The 21922-nt window shown below is 74.2% G+C and carries 24 protein-coding genes and 1 tRNA gene; 7 read left to right on the forward strand and 18 right to left on the reverse strand.

What is annotated here, in order from left to right; genetic code table 11:
- Positions 1–510 precede the first annotated feature (510 nt).
- The 4 genes from GC157_16550 to GC157_16565 all read right to left on the reverse strand — a co-directional run bounded on the left by GC157_16550 (position 511) and on the right by GC157_16565 (position 3325).
- On the reverse strand, positions 511–858 hold the full coding sequence (locus GC157_16550; protein ID MBI1379069.1) for a co-chaperone GroES: 348 nt from the start codon (positions 856–858) through the stop codon (positions 511–513).
- A gap of 34 nt (positions 859–892) precedes the next feature.
- Positions 893–1405 (reverse strand): DUF427 domain-containing protein, encoded by a 513-nt coding sequence (locus GC157_16555; protein MBI1379070.1) that lies wholly within the window; start codon positions 1403–1405, stop codon positions 893–895.
- 5 nt (positions 1406–1410) lie between these two features.
- A complete protein-coding gene (locus tag GC157_16560) occupies positions 1411–2037 on the reverse strand; it encodes a DUF3618 domain-containing protein (GenBank protein ID MBI1379071.1) in 627 nt (208 codons plus the stop codon).
- Between the two features lie 70 nt (positions 2038–2107).
- On the reverse strand, positions 2108–3325 hold the full coding sequence (locus GC157_16565; GenBank protein MBI1379072.1) for a HoxN/HupN/NixA family nickel/cobalt transporter: 1218 nt from the start codon (positions 3323–3325) through the stop codon (positions 2108–2110).
- Between the two features lie 289 nt (positions 3326–3614).
- Between GC157_16565 and GC157_16570 the strand changes: the two genes are divergently transcribed.
- Positions 3615–4094 carry a thioredoxin-dependent thiol peroxidase gene (locus GC157_16570; protein MBI1379073.1) on the forward strand — a complete coding sequence of 160 codons (480 nt, stop codon included), beginning with the start codon at positions 3615–3617 and terminating at the stop codon, positions 4092–4094.
- Positions 4095–4172: 78 nt separating this feature from the next.
- Here the strand turns inward: GC157_16570 and GC157_16575 are convergent, their stop codons facing one another.
- Positions 4173–4442, reverse strand: coding sequence for a metal-sensing transcriptional repressor (locus GC157_16575; protein MBI1379074.1), 270 nt, complete (start codon positions 4440–4442; stop codon positions 4173–4175).
- A gap of 56 nt (positions 4443–4498) precedes the next feature.
- The gene (locus tag GC157_16580; GenBank protein MBI1379075.1) at positions 4499–6199 is read right to left on the reverse strand and encodes a pyridine nucleotide-disulfide oxidoreductase; all 1701 of its coding nucleotides are present in this window, start codon (positions 6197–6199) and stop codon (positions 4499–4501) included.
- A gap of 157 nt (positions 6200–6356) precedes the next feature.
- On the opposite strand from GC157_16580, the gene GC157_16585 reads away from it, so the two are divergent.
- Together GC157_16585 and GC157_16590 are read left to right on the forward strand one after the other, a co-directional pair.
- A tRNA-Leu gene (locus GC157_16585) sits at positions 6357–6438 on the forward strand.
- A 79-nt stretch (positions 6439–6517) separates the two neighbouring features.
- Positions 6518–6802: a GNAT family N-acetyltransferase gene (locus tag GC157_16590; GenBank protein ID MBI1379076.1), complete on the forward strand. Its 285-nt coding sequence runs from the start codon at positions 6518–6520 to the stop codon at positions 6800–6802.
- A gap of 19 nt (positions 6803–6821) precedes the next feature.
- Here the strand turns inward: GC157_16590 and rdgB are convergent, their stop codons facing one another.
- From rdgB to GC157_16610, 4 genes are all read right to left on the reverse strand, one after another.
- Positions 6822–7376 (reverse strand): RdgB/HAM1 family non-canonical purine NTP pyrophosphatase, encoded by a 555-nt coding sequence (gene rdgB, locus GC157_16595; GenBank protein MBI1379077.1) that lies wholly within the window; start codon positions 7374–7376, stop codon positions 6822–6824.
- A gap of 65 nt (positions 7377–7441) precedes the next feature.
- A complete protein-coding gene (locus GC157_16600; GenBank protein ID MBI1379078.1) occupies positions 7442–8167 on the reverse strand; it encodes a ribonuclease PH in 726 nt (241 codons plus the stop codon).
- Between the two features lie 44 nt (positions 8168–8211).
- Positions 8212–8955, reverse strand: coding sequence for an MBL fold metallo-hydrolase (locus GC157_16605; protein MBI1379079.1), 744 nt, complete (start codon positions 8953–8955; stop codon positions 8212–8214).
- A complete protein-coding gene (locus tag GC157_16610; protein ID MBI1379080.1) occupies positions 8955–9761 on the reverse strand; it encodes a glutamate racemase in 807 nt (268 codons plus the stop codon). The genes GC157_16605 and GC157_16610 overlap by 1 nt, the downstream gene beginning before the upstream one ends.
- 193 nt (positions 9762–9954) lie before the next feature.
- On the opposite strand from GC157_16610, the gene GC157_16615 reads away from it, so the two are divergent.
- Entirely contained in the window at positions 9955–10857 is a 903-nt protein-coding gene (locus GC157_16615; GenBank protein MBI1379081.1) for a DUF2510 domain-containing protein, read from the forward strand.
- Positions 10858–10879: 22 nt separating this feature from the next.
- Here the strand turns inward: GC157_16615 and GC157_16620 are convergent, their stop codons facing one another.
- From GC157_16620 to clpS, 5 genes are all read right to left on the reverse strand, one after another.
- A complete protein-coding gene (locus tag GC157_16620) occupies positions 10880–11827 on the reverse strand; it encodes a cysteine synthase (GenBank protein MBI1379082.1) in 948 nt (315 codons plus the stop codon).
- A 7-nt stretch (positions 11828–11834) separates the two neighbouring features.
- On the reverse strand, positions 11835–12107 hold the full coding sequence (locus GC157_16625) for a molybdopterin synthase sulfur carrier subunit (GenBank protein MBI1379083.1): 273 nt from the start codon (positions 12105–12107) through the stop codon (positions 11835–11837).
- A gap of 260 nt (positions 12108–12367) precedes the next feature.
- Entirely contained in the window at positions 12368–12784 is a 417-nt protein-coding gene (locus GC157_16630) for a peptidase (GenBank protein MBI1379084.1), read from the reverse strand.
- An 81-nt stretch (positions 12785–12865) separates the two neighbouring features.
- A complete protein-coding gene (locus tag GC157_16635) occupies positions 12866–13465 on the reverse strand; it encodes a DUF2017 family protein (protein MBI1379085.1) in 600 nt (199 codons plus the stop codon).
- Entirely contained in the window at positions 13465–13755 is a 291-nt protein-coding gene (gene clpS, locus GC157_16640; GenBank protein ID MBI1379086.1) for an ATP-dependent Clp protease adapter ClpS, read from the reverse strand. Before clpS ends, GC157_16635 begins: the two co-directional genes overlap by 1 nt.
- 179 nt (positions 13756–13934) lie before the next feature.
- On the opposite strand from clpS, the gene GC157_16645 reads away from it, so the two are divergent.
- Positions 13935–15557 carry an aminotransferase class V-fold PLP-dependent enzyme gene (locus GC157_16645; protein ID MBI1379087.1) on the forward strand — a complete coding sequence of 541 codons (1623 nt, stop codon included), beginning with the start codon at positions 13935–13937 and terminating at the stop codon, positions 15555–15557.
- Positions 15558–15573: 16 nt separating this feature from the next.
- Here the strand turns inward: GC157_16645 and GC157_16650 are convergent, their stop codons facing one another.
- From GC157_16650 to GC157_16660, 3 genes are all read right to left on the reverse strand, one after another.
- Entirely contained in the window at positions 15574–16110 is a 537-nt protein-coding gene (locus tag GC157_16650) for a GNAT family N-acetyltransferase (GenBank protein ID MBI1379088.1), read from the reverse strand.
- 61 nt (positions 16111–16171) lie between these two features.
- Entirely contained in the window at positions 16172–18241 is a 2070-nt protein-coding gene (locus GC157_16655; GenBank protein MBI1379089.1) for a hypothetical protein, read from the reverse strand.
- 282 nt (positions 18242–18523) lie between these two features.
- The gene (locus GC157_16660; protein ID MBI1379090.1) at positions 18524–19699 is read right to left on the reverse strand and encodes a homogentisate 1,2-dioxygenase; all 1176 of its coding nucleotides are present in this window, start codon (positions 19697–19699) and stop codon (positions 18524–18526) included.
- Positions 19700–19791: 92 nt separating this feature from the next.
- On the opposite strand from GC157_16660, the gene GC157_16665 reads away from it, so the two are divergent.
- Both GC157_16665 and fahA read left to right on the forward strand, forming a co-directional pair.
- Positions 19792–20685: a hypothetical protein gene (locus tag GC157_16665; protein MBI1379091.1), complete on the forward strand. Its 894-nt coding sequence runs from the start codon at positions 19792–19794 to the stop codon at positions 20683–20685.
- Positions 20682–21920, forward strand: a complete 1239-nt coding sequence (fahA, locus tag GC157_16670; GenBank protein MBI1379092.1) for a fumarylacetoacetase — start codon at positions 20682–20684, stop codon at positions 21918–21920. Before GC157_16665 ends, fahA begins: the two co-directional genes overlap by 4 nt.
- Positions 21921–21922: the final 2 nt, after the last annotated feature.

Here is a 21922-nt window from a genome sequence, read left to right on the forward strand (position 1 = left end):
AGTGCGAACCCGCAGGACCCGTGGTGTCCCGGTCGTCGACGGCGGTCATCGGGCACCTCCCACGGGTTCGGCTGGTTTCGGATGGATGTAGGAATGCTATCGGAGACCACCGACAGGCACAACCCCCAAACCCCAGCAATCTCAACGGATTTCGCCGATCTGTCGTCCACAGGCTGTGGATGACAGATCGCGAGACGAGCAGCACCACCGACGTTGCAGAGCGACCAGGACATCGCACTCCCAGCACGTCGCACCCACAGGGCGTCGCGCTCGCAAAGGGCGCGCGGAGCAGGTCGTGCACACACGAGCCTCGTCGCGCGCGAGAGAAGGCGACACGGCAGAGGGCCGGGCTCCAGCCCGGTTCGGTGGGAGCCGAGGCTGCCGAGCTGAGGCTGGAGGCGTCGTGAGGGGGGGCGGGTTGCGTTCCCGGCAGGTCCGGCTCGGAGCAGCCCGGGCTCGAGGACACGAGGCTGGCTGACTCAGCCGGCGCCCGTCGTCGGCGGGGTCGCGCTAGAGGTAGAGCCCGGAGCGGCCGTCGCTCACCCGCGACGCGGCGAGGGCGTGCACGTCGCGCTCGCGCAGCAGCACGTACTCGCTGCCCTGCAGCTCGACCTCGGGGTGGCTCTCCGGGTCGTAGAGCACCTGGTCGCCCACCTCGATCGTGCGCACGTTCGGGCCGATCGCGACCACGCGGGCCCACATGAGCCGGCGTTCGACGGCCGCCGTGGCCGGGATCAGGATCCCGCCGCTGGACCGGCGGTCGCCCTCGCCGTCGTCGACGCGGACCAGCAGCCGGTCGTGCAGGAGCTTGATCGGCACCGAGCCGTCGGGCAGCGGGGTCGTGTCGGGATGGCTCACGGCGCCGAGGGTACGGGGCGGGCAGCGACCCCGCTCACCACCCCCAGGTGCCCGGTCCGCCCTTGAAGGGGCCCACCACCGACGACGTGACCCACCCGCCGTAGAAGCCGCCGTCCTGCGCGCGCACCCGCTCGCCGTCGACGAGCACCGAGTCGACCCGGCCCGGGTACAGCGAGACGTGGCCGACCAGCGCGCGGAACGCCGGCAGCGGGTCGGGGTAGGTCCAGGCCGCGGCCGGGGCGACCGCGTCCCCCGCCACCACGTCGAGGTAGGCCGCCGTGCCCTTCCACTCGCACACGCTCGAGCCAGGGGCCGGGCGCAGCGCGCCGGGCGCCCAGTCGTCGCGGGGCAAGTACCAGGTGGGCGGGTGCGAGGTCTCGAGCACCTGCAGGGCGCGCCTGGACCGGCAGACCTCCACGCCCCCGAGGACGACCACGACGTCGGCCTGCACCACGCGCAGCGCGGGCGGCCGGGGGTAGTCCCACACCGACTCCTGGCCGGGGCCGGGCTCGACGGCGACGACGCCCGGCGGCGTGCGACGGGCCACCCGGGTCAGGACCGCCGGCGGCGGCGCACCACGCCGAGGCCCACGAGCAGGACGACGACGCCCGCCGCCATGAGGACGCGGTCCGGCTTGACGCCGCCGTACTCGTCGACGAACACGCCCTTGACCGAGGCCAGGCCGCGGGCTGCGACATTCTTGGGCGACACGTAGGCCTCGAGCTCGTCGATGCGTCCGGCCAGCCGGGCCCGCACGACGTCGAGGTCGGCCTCGATCTGCGCAGGGGTGCGCGGCGGGCGCGGCGGCTCGGCGGCCGTGGGCACCGACATCCCCGCGGCACGCGCCACCTTCGTGACGTCGCGGGAGGCCTCGGCCGCGGCCTTGTCGGCCGCATGGGCCGCCGCCGCCGCTGCGCTGGACGAGGCGTCGGCCCGCGCGCCCGGGTTTCCCGCCACGCGCTCGTGGCCCTTGGCGGCCGCGTCGGCCACCTTGCCGGACCCGGCCACAGCTGCGGCGGCTGCGGCGTCGAGGCCCTTCTGGGCGGACTCCGCGGCCACCTTCGCGGCGTCGGGTCCTCCCGCGGCCGCGCGTTGCGCGGCCTGCTGGACCTGCTCTGCGGCTGCCTTCACGGAGTCGGCTGCTGCCGACGCGGTCTCGCGCACGGTGGAGTCGCTCACGCGGCGAGCCTACGCCGGGACCCTGCATCGGGGCAGGTCGGTCGGCCCGAGGACCCCGGTGCGCGGACGCTCACGCCGTGCGGCCGCCGGGCCCGGGAGCGCCCGTGCCGGCGCTCTCGGCGTCGGGTGCGTGGGTGTGCCCGTCGTCGTGCAGGCGGCCGTCGGCGTGCACGTGGGCGGTGTCCGGCAGCGCGACCTCGTCGACGTCGACGCCGGGATCGGCAGTCTCCGTCGCCTGCGCGGAGTCCGTGCCGAGGGTGGTCACCGGCTTGAGGTTCTGCGACCACTTGTGCTCGATCCGGCCGAATCGCCACACGAGGATCGCGACCAGCCAGGTGAGCACGAAGAGCCCGACGATGACGAAGCCGACGTTGTTGAGGTCGATCCCCCCGATGGCCGCGAGCGGACCGCTGGTGATGCCCAGCTTGTCGGTCACGATCGACACCACCTCGATGAGGCCGATGCCGAGGGCCACCGCCACGGACAGGCCGGTGATGACGATGTTGTAGTAGATCTTGCGCACCGGCTGGGAGAAGGCCCAGCCGTAGGCGAAGATCATGAACGCGCCGTCGATCGAGTCCAGCAGGCTCATGCCCGCCGCGAACAGGGTCGGCAGCACCAGCACCGCGTACCAGGGCAGCTGGAACGCCGCGGCGCCGCCCGCGAGCACCAGCAGCGACACCTCGGTGGCCGTGTCGAACCCGAGCCCGAACAGCAGGCCCACCGGGTACATGTGCCGCGGCTTGCGCACGGCCTTGGTGACGCCGCCGAGCAGCCGGTTCATGAAGCCGCGCTGCGAGAGGTGGTGCTCGAGCTCCACCTCGTCGAAGTGGCCCTCGCGCATGGCCCGGAAGACGTTGACGATCTTCGCCAGCACGACGAGGTTGATGATGCCGATGAGGATCAGGAACGTGCCCGAGACCGAGGTGCCGATGAGCCCGAGCGTCGTCTGGAGGGTGGAGTTGCCGTCCTCGACCTGACCGGCCAGCGACTTGACGCCGATGCCCAGCAGGAAGCAGAGGCCGAACACGACGCTCGAGTGGCCGAGGGAGAACCAGAAGCCCACCGACACCGGCTTCTGCCCGTCGCTGAGCAGCTTGCGCGTGGTGTTGTCGATCGCGGCGATGTGGTCGGCGTCGAACGCGTGGCGCATGCCCAGGGTGTAGGCGGTGACGCCGATGCCGATGCCGAAGATCCCCGAGGAGCCGAGGTCGAAGCCCTGCGGGGCCACGACGCCGATGAGGGTGCCCCAGCCGACGACGTGCAGCAGCAGGACGAAGCCGGCCATCGCCGCGAGCACGATCCACTCGGTGCGGCCGAGGGAGATGCGGCGGTTGGGGAGCGCCTCGTCGACGAGGGTGGGGCCGGTGGGGGCCGCGACCGGGCGTGAGCTCACGGGGCGAGGTTAGTGCGAACGACTGGCAACTGCATCCGAGAAGCAGGAAGGGCGGTCGCCCGGTGCCGGCCGCAGCCGTCCTCAGCGCCGGCCCGGGCGCCGGGGGCTCCCGGCACGCACCGGCGGTGGCGGGCCTAGCCTCTCCCCTGCCCGTCCCGCCCGCCAGCCGAGAGGACCCGCCATGACCGAGCGACTCGCCCCCGGGGACCCCGCACCGCCGCTCGGGCTCGTGGACGACCAGGGCACCCGGCACACCTGGAAGCAGCACGCCGGCGAGCGGGTGGTGCTCTACGCCTACCCCGCCGCCATGACGCCGGGCTGCACCACGCAGGCGTGCGACTTCCGCGACTCGCTCGACGCCCTGGCCGCGGCGGGCATCACGGTGCTCGGCATCTCCCCGGACTCGCCCGAGAAGCTCGCGCGGTTCCGCGAGCGTGACGCGCTCACCTTCCCGCTGCTGTCCGATCCGGACCGCTCCGTGCTCACGGCGTACGGCGCCTACGGCGAGAAGCAGCTCTACGGCAAGACGGTCACCGGGGTGATCCGCTCGACGTTCGTGGTCGACGTCGACGCACGCGGGCGCGCCGTGGTCGAGCGGGCGATGTACAACGTGAAGGCGACCGGCCACGTGGCCAAGCTGCGCCGCGAGCTCGGCGTCTGACCCCACCCCCACCGATGTCACTGGTGAAAGGGTCGCTTCCCGGGCTGGGAGACGACCGTTTCACCAGTGACGTGCGGCTCAGGCCAGGGACAGGAAGAGCTTCTCGAGGCGGGCGCGGTCCATGGGGGCGTCGTCGCCCCGGGACTCGGCCTCGATGCACGCGGTGAGACCGCACGCCACGATGGTGAAGGCGGCCCGGTCGATGGCCTTGGAGGCCGCCGAGAGCTGGGTGACGATGTCCTCGCAGTCCCGGCCGGCCTCGAGCATGGACAGGACGCCGTCGATCTGGCCGCGGGCGCGGCGCAGCCGGGTGGCGACGGCGGTGGAGGACTCGGCGTCGAGCTGCATGGGGTTCTCCTGCTCGGGGGCGGCTGTTGCGTCAGGTGCAACAACGTCGACGGTGCTCACGATGCCACCACCGCCCGCTCGATCCTGCCCGGGAGCAGGGTGAGGTCGCGGCGCGCCGCCGCGAGCGTCTTCAGGCCGCCGTCCAGGGAGGCGCTGTCGACGCCGTGCCCCACCAGCGCCCGGTGCGCCAGGTAGGACCGGAACCCGCTGGCGCAGAACAGCCGGACGGGCCGGCCGTCGGCCGCTGCCAGCACCTCGTCGAGGCGGTCGCGCAGCGCCGTGTGCGGGACGTTGATCGCGCCGGGCAGCGTGCCGCCGGCGTACTCGCGGGCCGACCGGACGTCCACGAGCAGCACCGAGCCGTCGGTGACGGTCTCGAGGTCGGCCTCGGTCCAGAGCACCACCGTGCCGTCCAGCACGTTCTGCGCGAGGAAGCCGGCCATGTTGACCGGGTCCTTCGCGCTGCCGAACGGCGGCGCGTAGGCCAGCTCGAGCTCGGCGAGGTCGTCGACGGTCATCCCGGCGCGCAGCGCCACGGCGAGCACGTCGATGCGCTTGTCGACGCCGGCCCGGCCCACGGCCTGCGCGCCCAGAAGCCGCCCCTCGGGGGTGAACAGCACGGCCAGGTGCACCTGGTGCGCCCCGGGGTAGTAGCCGGCGTGGTGCCCCGGGTGCAGGTGCACCACCGTGTGCTCGACGCCGGCGGCGGTCAGCTTGCGCGAGGTCGGTCCGGTGACCGCCGCGGTGAGGCCGAACACCTTCACGATCGCGGTGCCCAGCACGGGGCGCGAGGCCACCTCCCGGCCCATGATCGCGTCCGCGGCGGTGCGGCCCTGGCGGTTGGCCGGGCCCGCGAGCGGGACCACGCCGGGCGCGCCGGTGACGGCGTCGTGCACCTGGATCGCGTCGCCCACCGCCCAGATGAACGGGTCGCTGGTCTGCTGCGACGGCGAGACCACCACCGCGCCGTGGGGCGAGAGCTCGAGGCCCGCGTGGCGGGCGAGGTCGGTCGAGGGCCGGACGCCCACGCCGAGGAGCACGACGTCGGCGGGCACGCGGGAGCCGTCCGCGAGCACGACGTCGACCGCGTGCTCCGTCGCGGAGTCCTCCACGCCGGCGAGCCCGACGCCCACGCGGACGTCGACGTCGTGGGCGCGCAGCTCGTCCTCCACGAGGGCGGCCATCTCGGCGTCGAGGGCGGGCAGCACCTGCGGCGCGAGCTCGATCAGCGTCACGTCGAGCCCGCGGTGCCGGAACGCCTCCACGGTCTCGAGCCCGATGAACCCGGCGCCGACGACCACCGCGCGGCGCGCGCCCGCGTCGAGCATCTCGCGCAGGACGTCGGCGTCCGGGACGGTCCGCAGCGTGCGCACCTGGGGGCGGTCCAGGCCGGGCAGCGGCGGCACGATCGGCTCGGCACCGGTGGCCAGCACCAGCGCGTCGTAGGAGAGGTCGTAGGCCGACCCGGCCTCGAGGTCGCGCACCACCACGGTGCGGGCGGCGCGGTCGAGGGCCACCACCTCGTGGCGCACGCGCACGTCGAGGTCGAGCGAGCGCCGCAGGCTGCGCGGGGTGTGCAGGAGCAGCTTGTCGCGGTCGGCGATCTCGCCGCCCACGTGGTAGGGCAGCCCGCAGTTCGCGAACGACACGTCGTGACCGCGCTCGAGCACCACGATCTCGGCGCTCTCGTCGAGCCGGCGCAGCCGTGCCGCCGCCGACATCCCGCCGGCGACGCCGCCGACCACCACGATGCGCATGTCCGCTCCCGTCCTCGTCCGGAGCCATCAGGATACCCCTGGGGGTATCCTGATGGCGAACCGGGCGCGCGCGGATCCTTCCCGGCGACGCCGTCGTGCGCCGTCCCCGCCCGGACCGCCCGGCCGTACGACCCCGCCGCCCTAGGCTGACCACCGCGCGGACGTGGTGGAACTGGCAGACACGCAGGATTTAGGTTCCTGTGCTCCCGAGCGTGCGGGTTCGAGTCCCGCCGTCCGCACGGGCTCGGGCGTCCGCTCGGCGGGCGCCGTACGCGCCCCCGCCGGGCCGGCGGGAGGGCGCTCGCGCAGACTGGGCGCATGACGGTGCAGGTGCGCGAGAACGCAGGACTGGCCCGCTACGAGGCGCTCGTCGACGGCGAGGTCGCCGGGTTCGCGGAGTACCACGACCGCGCCGGCCGCCGGGTGTTCACCCACACCGAGGTCGACCCGGCCCACGAGGGCCAGGGGATCGGCGGCGCGCTCGCCCGCGAGGCGCTCGACGACGTGCGGCGCCGCGGCATGGCCGTCGTGCCGCTGTGCCCGTTCTTCCGGTCGTGGATCGACCGGCACCCGGACTACGCCGACCTCGTGGCGGCCTCCTGACCCCACGACGGGCGCCGGATCACTCCGGGAGGAGCTCGCGCAGCACGGGCACGAGGGCGCGCAGCGCCCGTCCGCGGTGGCTGATGGCGTCCTTCTCCCGGTCGGAGAGCTCGGCGCTGGTCCGCTGCTCGCCGTCGGGCACGAAGATCGGGTCGTAGCCGAAGCCGTTCGTGCCCCGCCGCACGCGCACGAGCCGGCCGGGCATCTCCCCGTGGACGACGGCCTCCCGGCCGTCGGGGAGCACGAGGGCCACGGCGCAGCGGAACTGCGCGCCGAGCCGCTCGTCCGGGGTGTCGGCGAGCTGGGCGAGCACGAGCTCGAGGTTCGCGACGTCGCCCTGCCCGCCGGACCACCGGGCCGAGAGCACGCCCGGCATGCCGTTCAGGGCGTCGACGCACAGGCCCGAGTCGTCCGACACGGCCGGGACGCCGGTGGCCGCGCAGACGGCGCGCGCCTTGAGCAGCGCGTTGCCCTCGAAGCTGTCCTCCGTCTCAGGCACCTCGGGCACGTCGTCGAAGGCGTCGATGCCCACGACGTCGACGTGCAGGCCGGCATCGTCGAGGATGCGGGCCATCTCGCCGATCTTGTGCGCGTTGCGCGACGCGAGCACGACCGTGCGGCGGCCGTCGACCCCGCCGCTCACGACGCCAGGGCCTCCGCCTGCAGGCGGGTCAGCTCCGCGCAGCCGGCCGCCGCGAGGTCGAGGAGGCGGTCGAGCAGAGCCCGGTCGAAGGGCTCGCCCTCGGCGGTCCCCTGCACCTCCACGTAACGGCCGCCGCCGGTCATCACGACGTTCATGTCTGTGTCGGCCGCGACGTCGTCGTCGTAGTGCAGGTCGAGCCGCGGCTCGCCGTCGACGATGCCGACGCTCACCGCGGCCACCGAGTCGACGATCGGCTGAGCGCCGGCCTTCACGTGCCCCTGCGTGCGCGCCCAGGCGATCGCGTCGGCCAGGGCGACATAGGCCCCGGTGATGGCCGCGGTGCGCGTGCCGCCGTCGGCCTGGAGCACGTCGCAGTCGATCATGATCGAGTTCTCGCCGAGCGCGGAGAGGTCGACCGCCGCCCGCAGCGAGCGGCCGACGAGGCGCGAGATCTCGTGCGTGCGACCGCCGACCCGGCCCTTGACCGACTCGCGGTCGCTGCGCGTGCCGGTCGCGCGCGGCAGCATCGCGTACTCGCCGGTGACCCAGCCGAGGCCGGAGTCCTTGCGCCAGCGCGGGACCCCCGGCGTGAACGAGGCCGCGCACAGCACGCGGGTGCGGCCGAACTCGACCAGGCACGAGCCCTCCGCGTGGTCGAGCCAGCCGCGCTGGAAGGTGACGGGTCGGAGCTGGTCGGCGGCACGGCCGTCGCTGCGGGTCATGCGCGAGAGCCTAGGCCGGGCGGGGCACGGCACCCGGCCGCGGGTCAGACCTCGAGCACCAGGCCCGGCTCGGCCAGCACCAGGTCGCCGTCGTAGGCCGCCCGGGCCTCGGCCTCGGTCTCCTCGCGCGGGGTCCACGGCACGAGATGGGTCAGCACCAGGCGCCCGGCGCCGGCCCGCACCGCGTGCTCGGCCGCCTGCCGCCCGGTGAGGTGCAGCCCCGGGGGGATCTCGTGGCGGTCGAGCAGCGAGGCCTCGAACAGGGCCAGGTCGGTCCCGGTCGCGATCTCGACCAGCGCGTCGCACTCCCCCGTGTCGCCGCTGAACACCAGCGAGCGCCCGCCGGCCTCGACGCGGACGGCGTAGGCCTCCACCGGGTGCGCCACGCGGACGGTCGAGACCCGGAACGGCCCCAGCTCGGTGACCGGGACGTGGTCGCGGAACTCGAACTCGCCGAGCATGCCCGGCTCCGGCGGCAGGTCGTAGGCGCGCACCATGCGCTGGTGGGTGCCCGTGGGGCCGAGCACCGGGATCACGTGCGCCGGGCCTTCGGGCCGGTAGCGGCGCCAGACGTAGTAGGAGGTGAGGTCGAGGCAGTGGTCGGCGTGCAGGTGCGAGAGCACCACGGCGTCGACGTCGAGCGGGTCGACGTGGCGCTGGAGCGCGCCGAAGGCGCCGTTGCCCAGGTCGAGCACGATCCGGTGCCCGTCGTGCTCGACGAGGTAGCAGGACGCCGGCGAGTCCGGGCCGGGATAGCTGCCCGAGCAGCCGACGACGGTGAGCCGCATCAGCCGAACACCTCGACGGCGTGCTCGACGTCGATCACCTCGGGGCCGAGGAACCGCCGGGCCAGGGTGGAGAACGGGGCGGGGTCGCCCGTGGCACGGAAGCGGTGAACCGGCGGCGGGAGCGACGGGTCGCGCTCGAGCCCGTGGGCCACGAGGGTGCGGTAGACGTCGAGCGCGGTCTCGTCGGCGCTGTTGACCAGGGTGACCTCCTCGCCCACGACATAGGAGATGACGCCGGACAGCAGCGGGTAGTGCGTGCAGCCGAGCACGAGGGTGTCGACGCCCTGCGCGCTCACGGGGTCGAGGTACTCGTGCGCGACCGCCTGGAGCTCGGGGCCGCCGGTGACGCCCTCCTCGACGAACTCGACGAACCGCGGGCAGGCCTGCTGCACCAGCTCGATGTGCGGCGCCGCGGCGAAGGCGTCGGCGTAGGCCCCGCTGGTGACCGTCGCCCGCGTGCCGATGACGCCGACCCGGCCGTTGCGGGTCACCCGCGCGGCGCGGCGGACCGCGGGCTGGATCACCTCGACGACGGGCACCGCGTAGCGCTCGCGCGCGTCGCGCAGGACGGCGGCGCTCGCGGAGTTGCACGCGATCACGAGCAGCTTGACGCCCTGGTCGACGAGGTGGTCCATCACGTCGAGGGCGAAGGCGCGCACCTCGGGGATGGGGCGCGGGCCGTAGGGGCCGCGCGCGGTGTCGCCGACGTAGAGCACCGGCTCGTGCGGGAGCTGGTCGAGGACGGCCCGGGCCACCGTGAGACCGCCGACCCCCGAGTCGAAGATGCCGATGGGCGAGTCCGTCACGCCTGCGAGCCTAGGGCCACCGCCGCCGTGCCGCGGCCAGCCCGCGCGGGCGCTGTGAGCGCCGCCACGGAGGGCGCCGTCACCCGTTCGCGTGCCACGTTCGGAGCAGCCCCGGCCCCGGCCGCTCAAGCCGGGCCTCCTGCCACCCGATGGACGCGGCCAGTGGCGGACCCTGGGTGGGGGTGGCGGAGCGATGTCGAGTGCGCCGGGCTGGTACGCCGACCCCGCGGCCGAGGACCGCGTGCGCTACTGGGACGGGACGGCCTGGTCGGCCGAGTCGCACCCCGTCCCGGGCAGCGTCGCGGCGCTCGTCCTCGACCCGCCCCACGAGGTGCTGCCCGACGTCGTCGAGGAGCCTGACGAGACCCCCGTCCCCTGGTGGCGCCGCCCGGCCGTGGCCGCCGGGGCGACCGCGGTGTCGGTCGTCCTGCTGGTCGCGGGCGGCGTGGCCTGGCGGGCGCTCTCGGCGTCCGAGCCGCCGCCGCAGCCGGTCGCGACCTCCGGCCCGGCGCTCAAGGCGGCGGGCGCGGGCCGCCAGCTCGACGGGTTCCGGCCGCCCGAGGACGTGCCGGAGGTGGGGGTCCACGCGGCACCCGCACCGCACGGCACCGTGCTGACGGCCGCCACGCTGGCCGGCTGGTGCGGCGCCGCGGCGGCCACCGACGGCACCCGCATCGCGCGGCGGACCTGGACCGTCACGATGCCGGCAGGCCATCCGGGCGCGCGCGTGGAGGCGGTCGCCTACGCCGACGCCGACCGGGCCCGGGCCGCGTTCGAGGAGTTCGGGGCGCACGCCCAGGCGTGCGCCGGGCGCAGCACGGTGGGCACGCGCACCGTGCGCTGGTCGCCGGTGTCGTTCGAGCAGCTGGCCGTGGGCGGCGACGGCTCGGTGGCGGCGCGGGCCGTGGTGGCCACGGACACCCGGACCCGCGGCACCCCGACGCGGCGCGCCTACACGATGACGGTCGCCGCGCAGCGGGGGCAGTTCCTGGCGCTGGTCACCAGCACCCAGGCCACGCCGTTCACGCCCGGGGACCTCGAGCGGCTGCGCCTGCTCTGGGTGGACCAGACGGCGTTCCTCGACGGGACGCCCTGACGGCGGTCGCGTCCGTGGGGCCTCAGGCCCAGAGCTGCCCGTCGATGGCGTCCTCGGCGTCGTCGAGGGTGCCCTCGTAGGCGCCGGTCGAGAGGTACTTCCAGCCGCCGTCGCAGACGACGAACGCGATGTCGGCAGTGCCGCCGGCCTTCACGACCCGCGCCGCGATGCCCAGCGCGGCGTGCAGGATCGCGCCGGTGGAGATGCCGGCGAAGATGCCCTCCTCCTCCAGCAGCTGCCGGGTGCGGCGCACGGCGTCGCGCGGACCCACGGAGTACCGGGTGGTGAGCACCTGGGGGTCGTAGAGCTCGGGGACGAAGCCCTCGTCGATGTTGCGCAGCCCGTAGACGAGCTCGCCGTAGCGCGGCTCGGCCGCGACGATCTCGATGCCGGGACGGTGCTCGCGCAGGTAGCGGCCGGTGCCCATGAGCGTGCCCGTGGTGCCGAGCCCGGCGACGAAGTGCGTGATCGAGGGCAGGTCCTCGAGGATCTCCGGGCCGGTGGTGTCGTAGTGCGCGCCGGCGTTGGCCGGGTTGCCGTACTGGTAGAGCATCACCCAGTCCGGGTGCTCCTCGGCGAGCTGCTTGGCCACCCGGACCGCCTCGTTCGAGCCGCCAGCGGCCGGCGAGGAGACGATCTCCGCGCCCCACATCCGCAGCAGCTGGCGCCGCTCCACCGAGGTGTTCTCGGGCATCACGCACACGAGCCGGTAGCCCTTGAGGCGCGAGGCCATCGCCAGCGAGATGCCGGTGTTGCCGCTGGTCGGCTCGAGGATCGTCGAGCCGGGGCGCAGCAGCCCCTCCTTCTCCGCGGCCTCCACCATCGCGAGCGCGGCGCGGTCCTTGATGGACCCCGTGGGGTTGCGGTCCTCGAGCTTGGCCCAGAGCCGGACGTCGTCGGACGGCGAGAGCCGCGGCAGGCCCACCAGCGGCGTGCGGCCGACGGAGGCGAGCAGCGACTCGTAGCGCACGGCGCCCTCAGCCCCCTGCGACCGCGGGCAGCACGGTGACGACGTCGCCGTCGCCGAGCTTGGTGTCGATGCCGTCGAGGAAGCGGACGTCCTCGTCGTTGAGGTACACGTTGACGAACCGGCGCAGCCCGGCGTCGTCGACGATCCGGTCGTGGATCCCGGGGTGGCGGGTCTCGAGGTCGGCGAGCAGCGCGCGCAGCGTCTCGCCGGACCCCTCGACCGCGCGCGCGCCGTCGGTGTAGGTGCGCAGGATGGTCGGGATGCGGACCTCGATGGTCATGGTGGGACGTACTCCGCTCGTGGTGCCCGGCGGGGCCGGGCGGCTGCGTTCTGGTCGGTGCGCCGTGCTGTCGGTGCCGGCCGGGCTCCGCGCGGGGCGGGGCGCCGGGCAGGCCCGACCATGGCAAGTCCGAGGGTAGGCCGCCCTATTCCCGCGCACGAATCCGGCGCGGCACCGTGCGTCCGCATGCCGAGACGGACCGGCTCACCCGTCGGACGTGGCCGGCGCCGGGGCCGACGACATCGGCCCGGAGGGTGGCGTCAGACCACCCGCACCGGCTCCTCGGTGACGACGCCGTCGACGATGCGGAACGACCGCAGCTCGTAGGGGCCGTCCTCCGAGCCTGTCTCGCGCGTGGACACGAGCACGTAGTGGGCGTCGGGCTCGGAGGCGTAGGAGACGTCGGTGCGCGAGGGGTAGGCCTCGGTGGCCGTGTGCGAGTGGTAGACGACGACCGGCACCTCGTCGCGCTCGTCCATCTCCCGGTACAGGCGCAGCAGGTCCATCGAGTCGAACTCGTAGAACGTCGGCGAGCGCGCGGCGTTGACCATGGGGACGAACCGCTCGGGCCGGTCGGTGCCGGCCGGGCCGGCGATGACGCCGCACGCCTCGTCGGGGTGGTCCTGGCGGGCGTGGGCGACCATGGCGTCGACGAGGTCCCGGCGGATCGTGAGCATGGCGTCAGGGTAGGAGACCGGCCCGCGCCCCGGTCGGCGGGCAGCGGCGCCCGGGTGCCGGGCCCTCCGGGACCGACGCGCTCACCCCTCGCCGCTGGCCGTGCCGTCCGGCTCGTCGTCGAGCCCGGGGTCCAGGCCGGTCAGCGCGTGGACCAGCGTCTCCTGCAGGTAGGTCAGCCAGTCGTAGACGTGGTAGAGCGCCACCAGCGGGTGGTCCTCGGGCAGGGCCAGGAACTCGTCGTGGTTGTCCTCCTGCACCCCCAGCCGGCTGCCGAGGGTGAGGCGCAGGTCGTTGAGCGTCCCGAGCCAGGACTGGGCCTCGGCCTCGGTGAGCACGAGCTTGTCGCCCGAACGGCGCAGCGTGCCGGCCACCGTGCGGGCGTGCGCCAGCTTGGTGTCGCGCAGCGAGCGCTCGGTGAACCGGCGGAACTCCGCGGCCGCGTCGTCGTCGTCGCGATAGGCGTCGGGGAACAGCCGAGCCAGGGCCGGGTCGTCCGGCCGCTGCGCCTCGGGGTCGATCCCCACGAGCTGCGCGAGCGGGTCGGCGTCGGCCCAGTCGTCGTCGGGGGCGACGAACTCCTCGAGCTGGCCGACGAGGTCGAGCAGGATGCTGCGCTCCACCTCGTCCGCGCGCAGCTGCACGCGGCCGGTGAGGCTGCGCCGGAAGCCGTGCACGCCCATCAGTCGTCCTTCTGCAGCGTCGCCCAGAGGCCGTAGGAGTGCATCGCGGTGACGTCGCGCTCCATCTCCTCGCGCGACCCGCTCGACACCACGGCCCGTCCCTCGTAGTGGACGCTGCGCATGAGGCTCTCGGCCTTCTCCCGTGGGTACTTGAAGTAGGTCATGAACACGTACGTGACGTAGGACATGAGGTTGACCGGGTCGTTCCAGACGATGGTGACCCACGGGTTCTCCGGCGCCGTGACGTCGTCGACGTCCGGCCGCTCGAGCTCGACCGGCGCGGTTCCCACCGCCCCATGCTCGCACGCAGCCGCCGCGCCCCGTCGCGGCGGCGACCACGCGAGTCCCGGCGTCGTACCCTCGGAGGGTGTCCGACGAGCTGCTCCCGATCCCGCCCCGAGACCCGTCCCTGCCGGAGCCGCCGCTGCTCGCCGCGATCCGCGACGGCGTCATCGGCGACGACCAGGTGATGCACGGCCCCTACGGCCCGCGCCGGGTGACCTACGCCGACTACACCGCGTCCGGCCGCGCGCTGGGCTTCATCGAGGACTTCATCCGCGCCGAGGTCCTGCCGCGCTACGCCAACACCCACACCGAGAGCAGCGGCACGGGGCTTCAGACCACGCGGCTGCGCGAGGACGCGCGCGCGATCGTGCACGAGAGCCTCGGGTGCGGCGAGGACGCCGTCGTCATCTTCTGCGGCTCGGGCTCCACGGGCGCGATCGACAAGCTGGTGGGGATCCTCGGGCTGCGCATCCCAGCCGACCTCGACCGCCGCTACGGCTTCTCCGCGCAGATCCCGCCCGAGCAGCGGCCGGTGGTGTTCATCGGCCCCTACGAGCACCACTCCAACGAGCTGCCCTGGCGCGAGTCGATCGCGGACGTGGTGCAGATCCCGGAGGACGCCGACGGCCACATCGACGCCGTCCGCCTCGAGGCCGAGCTCGTGGCCCACGCGGACCGCCCGCTCAAGATCGGGTCGTTCAGCGCCGCGTCGAACGTCACCGGGATCATGACCGACACCCGCGGCATCGCCTCGCTCCTGCACCGGCACGGCGCGCTGTCGTTCTGGGACTACGCGGCCGCCGCGCCCTACCTCGACATCGACATGTCCGCGGATCCGGCGGACCCGCTCTCGTACAAGGACGCGGTGATGCTCTCGCCGCACAAGTTCGTGGGCGGCCCCGGCACGCCGGGAGTGCTCGGCGTGCGCCGCGACCTGCTCACCAACTCGGTGCCCGTCGTCGTCGGCGGCGGCACGGTCGCCTACGTCAACCCGGCCGAGCACGTCTACCTCTCCGACCCCGTGCACCGCGAGGAGGCCGGCACGCCGGCCATCGTGGAGTCGATCCGGGCAGGCATGGTGTTCGGCCTCAAGCGCAGCGTGGGCACCGACGTCATCCGGGCCCACGAGTCGGACTTCCTGCGCCGGGCCGTGGAGGCCTGGAACCAGCACGAGAACATCGAGATCCTCGGCAACAAGGACGCCGAGCGCCTCTCGATCGTGTCGTTCACGGTCCGCCGGCCCGGCGGGCGCTACCTGCACCACAACCTCGTGGTCGCCGTCCTCAACGACCTGTTCGGCATCCAGAGCCGCGGGGGCTGCTCCTGCGCCGGCCCGTACGGCCACCGGCTGCTGGGCATCGACCTCGAGCGCAGCCACGAGTTCGAGCGCGAGATCACCCACGGGTGCGAGGGCATCAAGCCCGGCTGGGTGCGCGTGAACTTCAACTACTTCATCAGCGACGCGGTGTTCGAGTACGTCGTGCAGGCCGTGGGACTGATCGCCGACCACGGCTGGAAGCTCGTCCCCCACTACCGGTTCGACCTCGCCTCGGGCCGCTGGCGGCACAAGGACGGCCCGGTCGAGCCCCCGCTGCGGCTGTCCCAGGTCTCCTACGTCGACGGCGTCCTCACCTACCCCTGCCACGACGACCGGGCGCCGGAGTCCGACCTCGCCGGCTACCTCCGCTTCGCGCACGAGCTCATGGACGGCCTCCCCGACCCGGGCGAGGAGGTCGCCCGCAGCCGGGTCAGCGAGGACTTCGAGCACCTGCGCTGGTTCGAGCTGCCCGACGTCTGCCTCACCTGAGGACGCTCCGAGCCGGTCAGCCCTGCTCGTTCAGCAGCTGGAAGAGCACGTGGTCCTGCCACGTGCCCGCGATGCGCAGGTAGCGCGGCGCGAGGCCGAAGCGCTCGAAGCCGTTGCGGGCCAGCACCTTCTGCGAGGCGTGATTGTGCCGCAGCGTGCCCGCCTGGAGCCGGTGCAGGCCCAGCTCGCCGAAGGCGATGCCCACCATCCGCGCGGCAGCCCGCGTCGCGACGCCGCGGCCGGTGCAGTCGCGGCGGACCCAGTAGCCGAGGTTCGCCGACAGGAACGGCCCGCGCACGATGCCGCTCAGCGTGATGCGCCCGACGATCCGCGCGCTCCCGCCGGCGTCGTCCTCCTCCACGATCACGTGCGGCAGCGCCCCGCCGCGCGAGTGGTCGTCGAGCACGAGGGCCACGGCCGTGGCCTGGCCCGCCTCGGTGAACCACTCGGGGGTCCGCGCCGGCTCCCAAGGCGCCAGGAACTCCCGCTCGGCCGCCGCGACGGCGGCGAGCTCCGCGGCGTCGTCGAGCGAGACCAGCCTCGTCGTCAGCACGGCCCCATCGTGCCAGCGCCGGCCTGCGCGGCCGGCCACACCTGCCACCCGCGTCCGGCGCTCAGCTCACGTGGTCGCTGACGTGCACGCCGAAGTAGCCGTAGGCGCCCACGATGCCGGGCACGCCGTAGAACGCGACGCGGTACGGCGTGGTGACGTGCCGCACGGTCGGCGAGACGCGGAAGATCGCGCGGCCCCACTGGTCGGCCCTGGTCGCGGTCAGGCTGCGCCACCGGCCCTTCACCAGCACCTGGAGCACCGCGCGCTGACCGAGGTGCTTGGGGACGGCGCGGGCGATCACCAGCACCGACCCGCCGGGCGTCACCGCGGAGTACGACGGCGTGACCGAGACCTGCGAGCGCACCAGCAGCGTGCCCGCCGCACCCCCCGCCTTGCGCTCGAAGTTGCTGGCCACGATCACCTTGAACTTCGTCGCGGAGGTGACGTTGCGGGTGAAGCTCACCGTGCCGCTGGTCGAGGTGACGCCGCGGTCCGCGACGCGCCACGTCGCGCCGTGGGCCACGAGGAGCGTGGTCGTGGCGGACTCGACCGGCACGCCCTCGCTGGTCGCGGTCACGACGATCCGGGCGTCCTGCCCGTAGGTGGTGGGCGAGGTCGTGGCGACCCGCACCACGGTGGGGGTCGGCGCGATCGTGCGCGCGTAGCTGCGCAGCGCGGCCCACTGGCTCTGGTCCTCGCCGCCGATCGTCCATTGGGCGATCCCGCCGAGGTGGTACGTGCCGACCAGGCGGGCGCGGGCGGCGGCCGCCGAGGCGTCGTCGTACCACCCGGTGCGCGAGATGGTGCAGACGGCGGAGGCCAGCCCGGTGAACGAGACCGCTCCGTTGACCGCGGCCGTGGTGGCGGCCGTGAGCGTGATGGTCTTGCCGGTGCCGTCGACCGAGGCGACCCGGGTGCCCGCGGCGATGCCGGTGCCGCTCACCACCCAGCCCTTGCTGATCCCCGAGGTCGACGAGACCGCGAGCGTGGTGGCGCCCGAGGCGGCCGTCGCCGTCACCGTGATCTTGCGGTTCGCCCGGCCGGCGAAGCGAACCTGCGAGCTGAACGTCTTCTCCTGCGCCGTGGTGTCGAAGGTCGCCTTGGGCGGCGAGGTGACGGTGACGCCGGGGATGTCGAAGGCGGGGCCGGTCCACGTCGCGAGGTAGGACGGCGCACCCGCGGCCGTGTACGTGTGCGTGACCCGCGACCACGACATCTGAGCCTTGAGGTCGGCCACGTCCTGGGCGCTGGTGCCCGGCAGGCCCGTCGTCGGGCAGCTCGACACGACGCCGCCCGAGTAGGACGTGCCGGTGTACCAGTCGCGCCCGTAGGAGGCGACGCCGATCTGCACCTTGCCGCTCGGCACCTGCGTCACGGCGAAGCGGGCCACCGAGTCGACCCACGACATCGGGGCGATCGGGCCCGGCGAGGCGACGTGGTAGTCGTAGGTCATGATCCGCAGCCGGTCGATGTAGGGACCGATGCCCGCCCAGTCGTAGACCCAGTAGCCGGTGGTGGGCGAGCTGAGGTAGGGCGAGGCGATGGAGAGCTGCTTGCCCTGCGCGTGCAGAGCTGTGCCGAGGAGTCGGACGAAGGCCACCCAGTTGGGCCGCGTGGTCGACCACGTGGAGCTGCCGTCGTTGAACGCGAAGCCCTCGAAGTCCAGGTCGATGCCGTCGTAGCCGTTCGACGTCACCAGTGACACGATCTGGTTGACGAACGTGGCCCGCCGCGTGGTCGAGGCGAGCGTGGAGGCCATGCCGTGGGCGCCCATGCCGTCGGTGATGGTCGGGAGCACCCGCACCCCCGCCGCCTTCAGCTGCGGCAGGTAGGTGGCCTTCGACGACGAGCTCACCAGCTGGGCGATGCTCGACGTCGTCCCGGACAGCTGCGCGGTGTACCAGAACGGCGACACGTCGGTGAACAGGTCGGCGTTGGCGGTCACCGAGGCGGTGGACGTCGAGGAGCTCCAGTACGGGAGCCAGCCGGTGACGATCCGGCGCGGCGGCTGCGTCGTGGCGGCGCCGGCCGGCGCGCTGAGGGCCCCGGCGACCAGGGCGGTCGCGAGCAGCGCGAGGACGGCCGTGCGCGCCGCGAGGGCGCGCCGTCGCGGGGCGTGCGCGTGGTGCATGAGGCTTCCCGTCGTCGTCGGCGCTCGGCGCCGGGGTCTCGTCTCGCGGGGTCGGGGGGTCGGGCAGGGGGACGTCGCCTCCGTCGGGGCGGCGGGGGGTCCGTCCTCCAGGTGTTGTCTCGTCCGAGCCTGCCTCAGGCTTGACTGCCAACCCCCACCGGGATGCCCGTCATGAGAGCTTCGTCCGCTTTCCGGCTCCCGCCCGCGGAGCGCCTCGCGCGGGCCTCCCGGAGTCCGGACCGGGTGTCCGCGCGGCGGGGCGGACCGGGCGCGGCGAGGCGGTCAGCGAGGGCTGCGGCCCGACCAGGTCCAGGGGTAGGCCGGGTCCTCGGCCGCGCGGGCCGCCGAGCCGATCTCCAGCGGGCGGAACGTGTCGACCATCACCGCGAGCTCGGCCGTGGAGGGCGCGCCGATCGAGGCCTCCACGCTGCCCGGCTGGGGCCCGTGGGTGAACCCGGCCGGGTGCAGCGAGACCGACCCCATCCCGATGCCCGCGCCCTTGCGGCTCATGAAGTCGCCGCCGCAGTAGAAGAGCACCTCGTCGCTGTCGACGTTGGCGTGGTTGTACGGCGCGGGGATCGACAGCGGGTGGTAGTCGAACAGCCGCGGCACGAAGGAGCACACGACGAAGCCGGGTCCCTCGAACATCTGGTGCACCGGCGGCGGCTGGTGCAGGCGGCCGGTGATCGGCTCGAAGTCGTGGATCGAGACCACCCACGGGTAGTTGCAGCCGTCCCACCCGACGACGTCGAAGGGATGGTGGGCGTACGTGTAGCGGGTGAGGCCCTGGCGCGTCCGCACGAGGACGTCGACGTCGGTCCCCTCCACCTCGAACGTGGCCTCGGGGCCGCGCACGTCGCGCTCGCAGTACGGGGAGTGCTCGAGGAACTGCCCGCGCGGCGAGAGGTAGCGGCGGGGCGGCCCCACGTGGCCGGAGGCCGCGACCACCAGCAGCCGCAGCGGGTCGGGGCCGCTGGGGAGCACGCGGTGCGTCGTCGACGTCGGGAGCAGCACGTAGTCGCCCTCGGAGACCGTGAGCACGCCGTAGGACGTCTCGACGATGCCCGCCCCGGACTCGACGTAGAGCACCTCGTCGCCGATCGCGTTGCGGTACAGCGGGCTCGGCGCGGTGGCGGCGACGTAGGAGAGCCGGACGTCGCCGTTGCCGAGCAGCACGCGCCGGCCCGTGACGGCGTCGACGTCGCCGTCCATCGGGACGTCGTGGGTGCGGTAGTGCGCGGGCAGCAGCGGCAGGTTCGGCGCGAGGCCCGGGTCGGCCTCGGGCACGGCGACGGCGTCGACGATGGCGGTCGGCAGGTGCCGGTGGTAGAGCAGCGCGGAGTCGTGGCTGAAGCCCTCGATGCCGACGAGCTCCTCGGCGTAGAGGCCGCCGTCGGGCCGACGGTGCTGCGTGTGGCGCTTGCGGGGCACGTCCCCGACCCGGCGGTAGTACGGCATGGCGCCCTCCGGTCCGCCCGGAGCGGCTCCGAGCGCGTTCGCTATCCGGCGTACGATGTCCTCTCACAGTACGGTCCGCTAGCGTGGCGCGCGTGTCAACCCCGACCCCCGCCCAGCGGGCCGGCATCGACGAGGGCCGCGCCGCCGCTCTCGTGGCCGGGCTCGTCGACGACGCCGCCGTCTTCCCGCCCGCGGCCACCCCGGTGCACGAGGCGCTGCCCGCCCACCGGGGCCACCGCCGGTCCTCCCACGACGTGGTGGTGGGCCCCTTCCTGGCACCGGTGTCGCGCCTCGGCGAGGTGCTCGACGCCCTGGACGCCGAGACCGGCTCGGACCCGCTCGACCTCGTCCTCGTGGCCGACACCGGCCTGGTCGAGGCGGCCGAGGCCCGCGCGGTGCTGCTCGACGACGACCGGGTCGAGCTGGTCGGCCTCGAGCTCGCGCTGCCCGTCGACGGCCCGCTCGCCGACTCGGCGCGGCTCACCCTGGCCACCCTGGACTTCGCCGTCCCGGCCGCCGTCGAGGTGCCGCTGGTGGCCGGCTGGCAGGAGGCGGTCGAGGTGATCGCGGCCGACGGCGCGGAGCGGGTCAAGATCCGCACCGGCGGCGCCACCGCGGCGCACCACCCGTCCGAGGAGCTGCTCGCCGACGTCCTCGTCGCCTGCGTGCGGGCGGGAGCCAGGTTCAAGCTCACCGCCGGGCTGCACCACGCCCTGCGCCGCACCGCCGAGGGCACCGGGTTCGAGGAGCACGGCTTCCTCAACGTGCTGGCCGCCACCGCCCGCGCGATCGCCGGCGACACCGCGGCCGAGGTGGCGCAGGTGCTCGCGCTGCGCACCGCGGACCCGCTGCTCGACGCGCTCGCCGGCGCCGACGCCCGCGCCGTGCGCGGCCGCTTCACCTCGTTCGGCTCCTGCTCGATCAGCGACCCCGTGACGGACCTGCGTAGCCTCGGGCTGCTGGACGACGACCCCGAGGAGCGGTGATGGGCACCTGGGTGCCGGGCGCGGACGGCTCCGGGTTCGGCGTCGCGCACCTGCCCTACGGCGTCGTCTCGCACGCCGGCGGCCACCGCGAGCTCGCGGTGCGCATCGGCGACCAGGCGCTCTCCCTGGCCCGGCTCCACGACGCCGGGCTGCTCGACGGCCTGCTCCTGCACGCGACCGGCGTGTTCGACACCGGCTCGCTCGACGGGCTGCTGGCCCGCGGGCCGCAGGCGTGGGCGCTGGTGCGCGAGCGGCTGCAGTCGCTGCTCACCGACCCCGACGCGCAGGACCGGGCCCGCGCGGCGCTGCTGCCGCTCGGTGACGTATCCGTCCACCTGCCGTGGACCGTGGCCGACTACGTCGACTTCTACTCCAGCGAGCACCACGCCACCAACGTCGGGCGCATCTTCCGCCCCGACGGCGACGCGCTCACCCCCAACTGGAAGCACCTGCCCATCGGCTACCACGGCCGCGCGGGGACCGTCATGGTGTCGGGCACCGACGTCGTGCGCCCCTCGGGCCAGCGCAAGGCCCCGGACGAGGAGCAGCCGACGTTCGGCCCGTGCCGCCGCCTCGACGTCGAGGTGGAGGTGGGCTTCGTGGTGGGGACGCCGTCGCCGCAGGGCACCGCGGTGGCCGCCGACGCGTTCACCGACCACGTGTTCGGCGTCGTCCTGCTCAACGACTGGTCGGCCCGCGACATCCAGGCCTGGGAGTACGTGCCCCTCGGGCCGTTCCTCGGCAAGTCCTTCGCCACCAGCGTGTCTGCCTGGGTCACGCCGCTGGCCGCCCTCGCGGCGGCGCGGGTCCCGCCGCCGGTGCAGGACCCGGTCCCGCTGCCCTACCTGGCCGACCCGGACCCGTGGTCGCTGGACCTGCGGCTCTCGCTCGCGCTCGAGCGCGGCGGATCCTCGGCGGTGGTCTCGCGGCCGCCGTTCGCGGGGATGTACTGGACGCCGGGGCAGCAGCTGGCGCACCTCACGGTCAACGGCGCGTCCCTGCGCACGGGCGACCTGTTCGCCAGCGGCACGGTGAGCGGTGCGCAGCGCGACGAGCGCGGCTCCTTCCTCGAGCTGGCCTGGGGCGGGCGCGAGCCGCTGCCCGTCGAGGGCGTCGGCGAGGTGGCGTTCCTGGAGGACGGCGACGTCGTCACCATCCGCGGCGAGGCGAGGGCGACCGACGGCGGGATGCTCTCGCTCGGCGAGGTCGTCGGCCGCGTCGTGGCCGCCCGGTAGCG

It is taken from the genome of Frankiales bacterium (genome assembly GCA_016125335.1).
In the GTDB taxonomy this organism is placed as follows: domain Bacteria; phylum Actinomycetota; class Actinomycetes; order S36-B12; family CAIYMF01; genus Longivirga.

Coding starts and splice junctions, on each gene's coding strand:
- GC157_16565 (MBI1379072.1), bottom strand. CDS start 3,325: ATGGCCGGCTTCGTCCTGCTGCTGCACGTCGTCGGCTGGGGCACCCTC.
- GC157_16570 (MBI1379073.1), top strand. CDS start 3,615: ATGACCGAGCGACTCGCCCCCGGGGACCCCGCACCGCCGCTCGGGCTC.
- GC157_16575 (MBI1379074.1), bottom strand. CDS start 4,442: ATGCAGCTCGACGCCGAGTCCTCCACCGCCGTCGCCACCCGGCTGCGC.
- GC157_16580 (MBI1379075.1), bottom strand. CDS start 6,199: ATGCGCATCGTGGTGGTCGGCGGCGTCGCCGGCGGGATGTCGGCGGCG.
- GC157_16590 (MBI1379076.1), top strand. CDS start 6,518: ATGACGGTGCAGGTGCGCGAGAACGCAGGACTGGCCCGCTACGAGGCG.
- rdgB (MBI1379077.1), bottom strand. CDS start 7,376: ATGGCCCGCATCCTCGACGATGCCGGCCTGCACGTCGACGTCGTGGGC.
- GC157_16600 (MBI1379078.1), bottom strand. CDS start 8,167: ATGACCCGCAGCGACGGCCGTGCCGCCGACCAGCTCCGACCCGTCACC.
- GC157_16605 (MBI1379079.1), bottom strand. CDS start 8,955: ATGCGGCTCACCGTCGTCGGCTGCTCGGGCAGCTATCCCGGCCCGGAC.
- GC157_16615 (MBI1379081.1), top strand. CDS start 9,955: ATGTCGAGTGCGCCGGGCTGGTACGCCGACCCCGCGGCCGAGGACCGC.
- GC157_16625 (MBI1379083.1), bottom strand. CDS start 12,107: ATGACCATCGAGGTCCGCATCCCGACCATCCTGCGCACCTACACCGAC.
- GC157_16630 (MBI1379084.1), bottom strand. CDS start 12,784: ATGCTCACGATCCGCCGGGACCTCGTCGACGCCATGGTCGCCCACGCC.
- GC157_16635 (MBI1379085.1), bottom strand. CDS start 13,465: ATGGGCGTGCACGGCTTCCGGCGCAGCCTCACCGGCCGCGTGCAGCTG.
- GC157_16645 (MBI1379087.1), top strand. CDS start 13,935: ATGCACGGCCCCTACGGCCCGCGCCGGGTGACCTACGCCGACTACACC.
- GC157_16655 (MBI1379089.1), bottom strand. CDS start 18,241: ATGCACCACGCGCACGCCCCGCGACGGCGCGCCCTCGCGGCGCGCACG.
- GC157_16660 (MBI1379090.1), bottom strand. CDS start 19,699: ATGCCGTACTACCGCCGGGTCGGGGACGTGCCCCGCAAGCGCCACACG.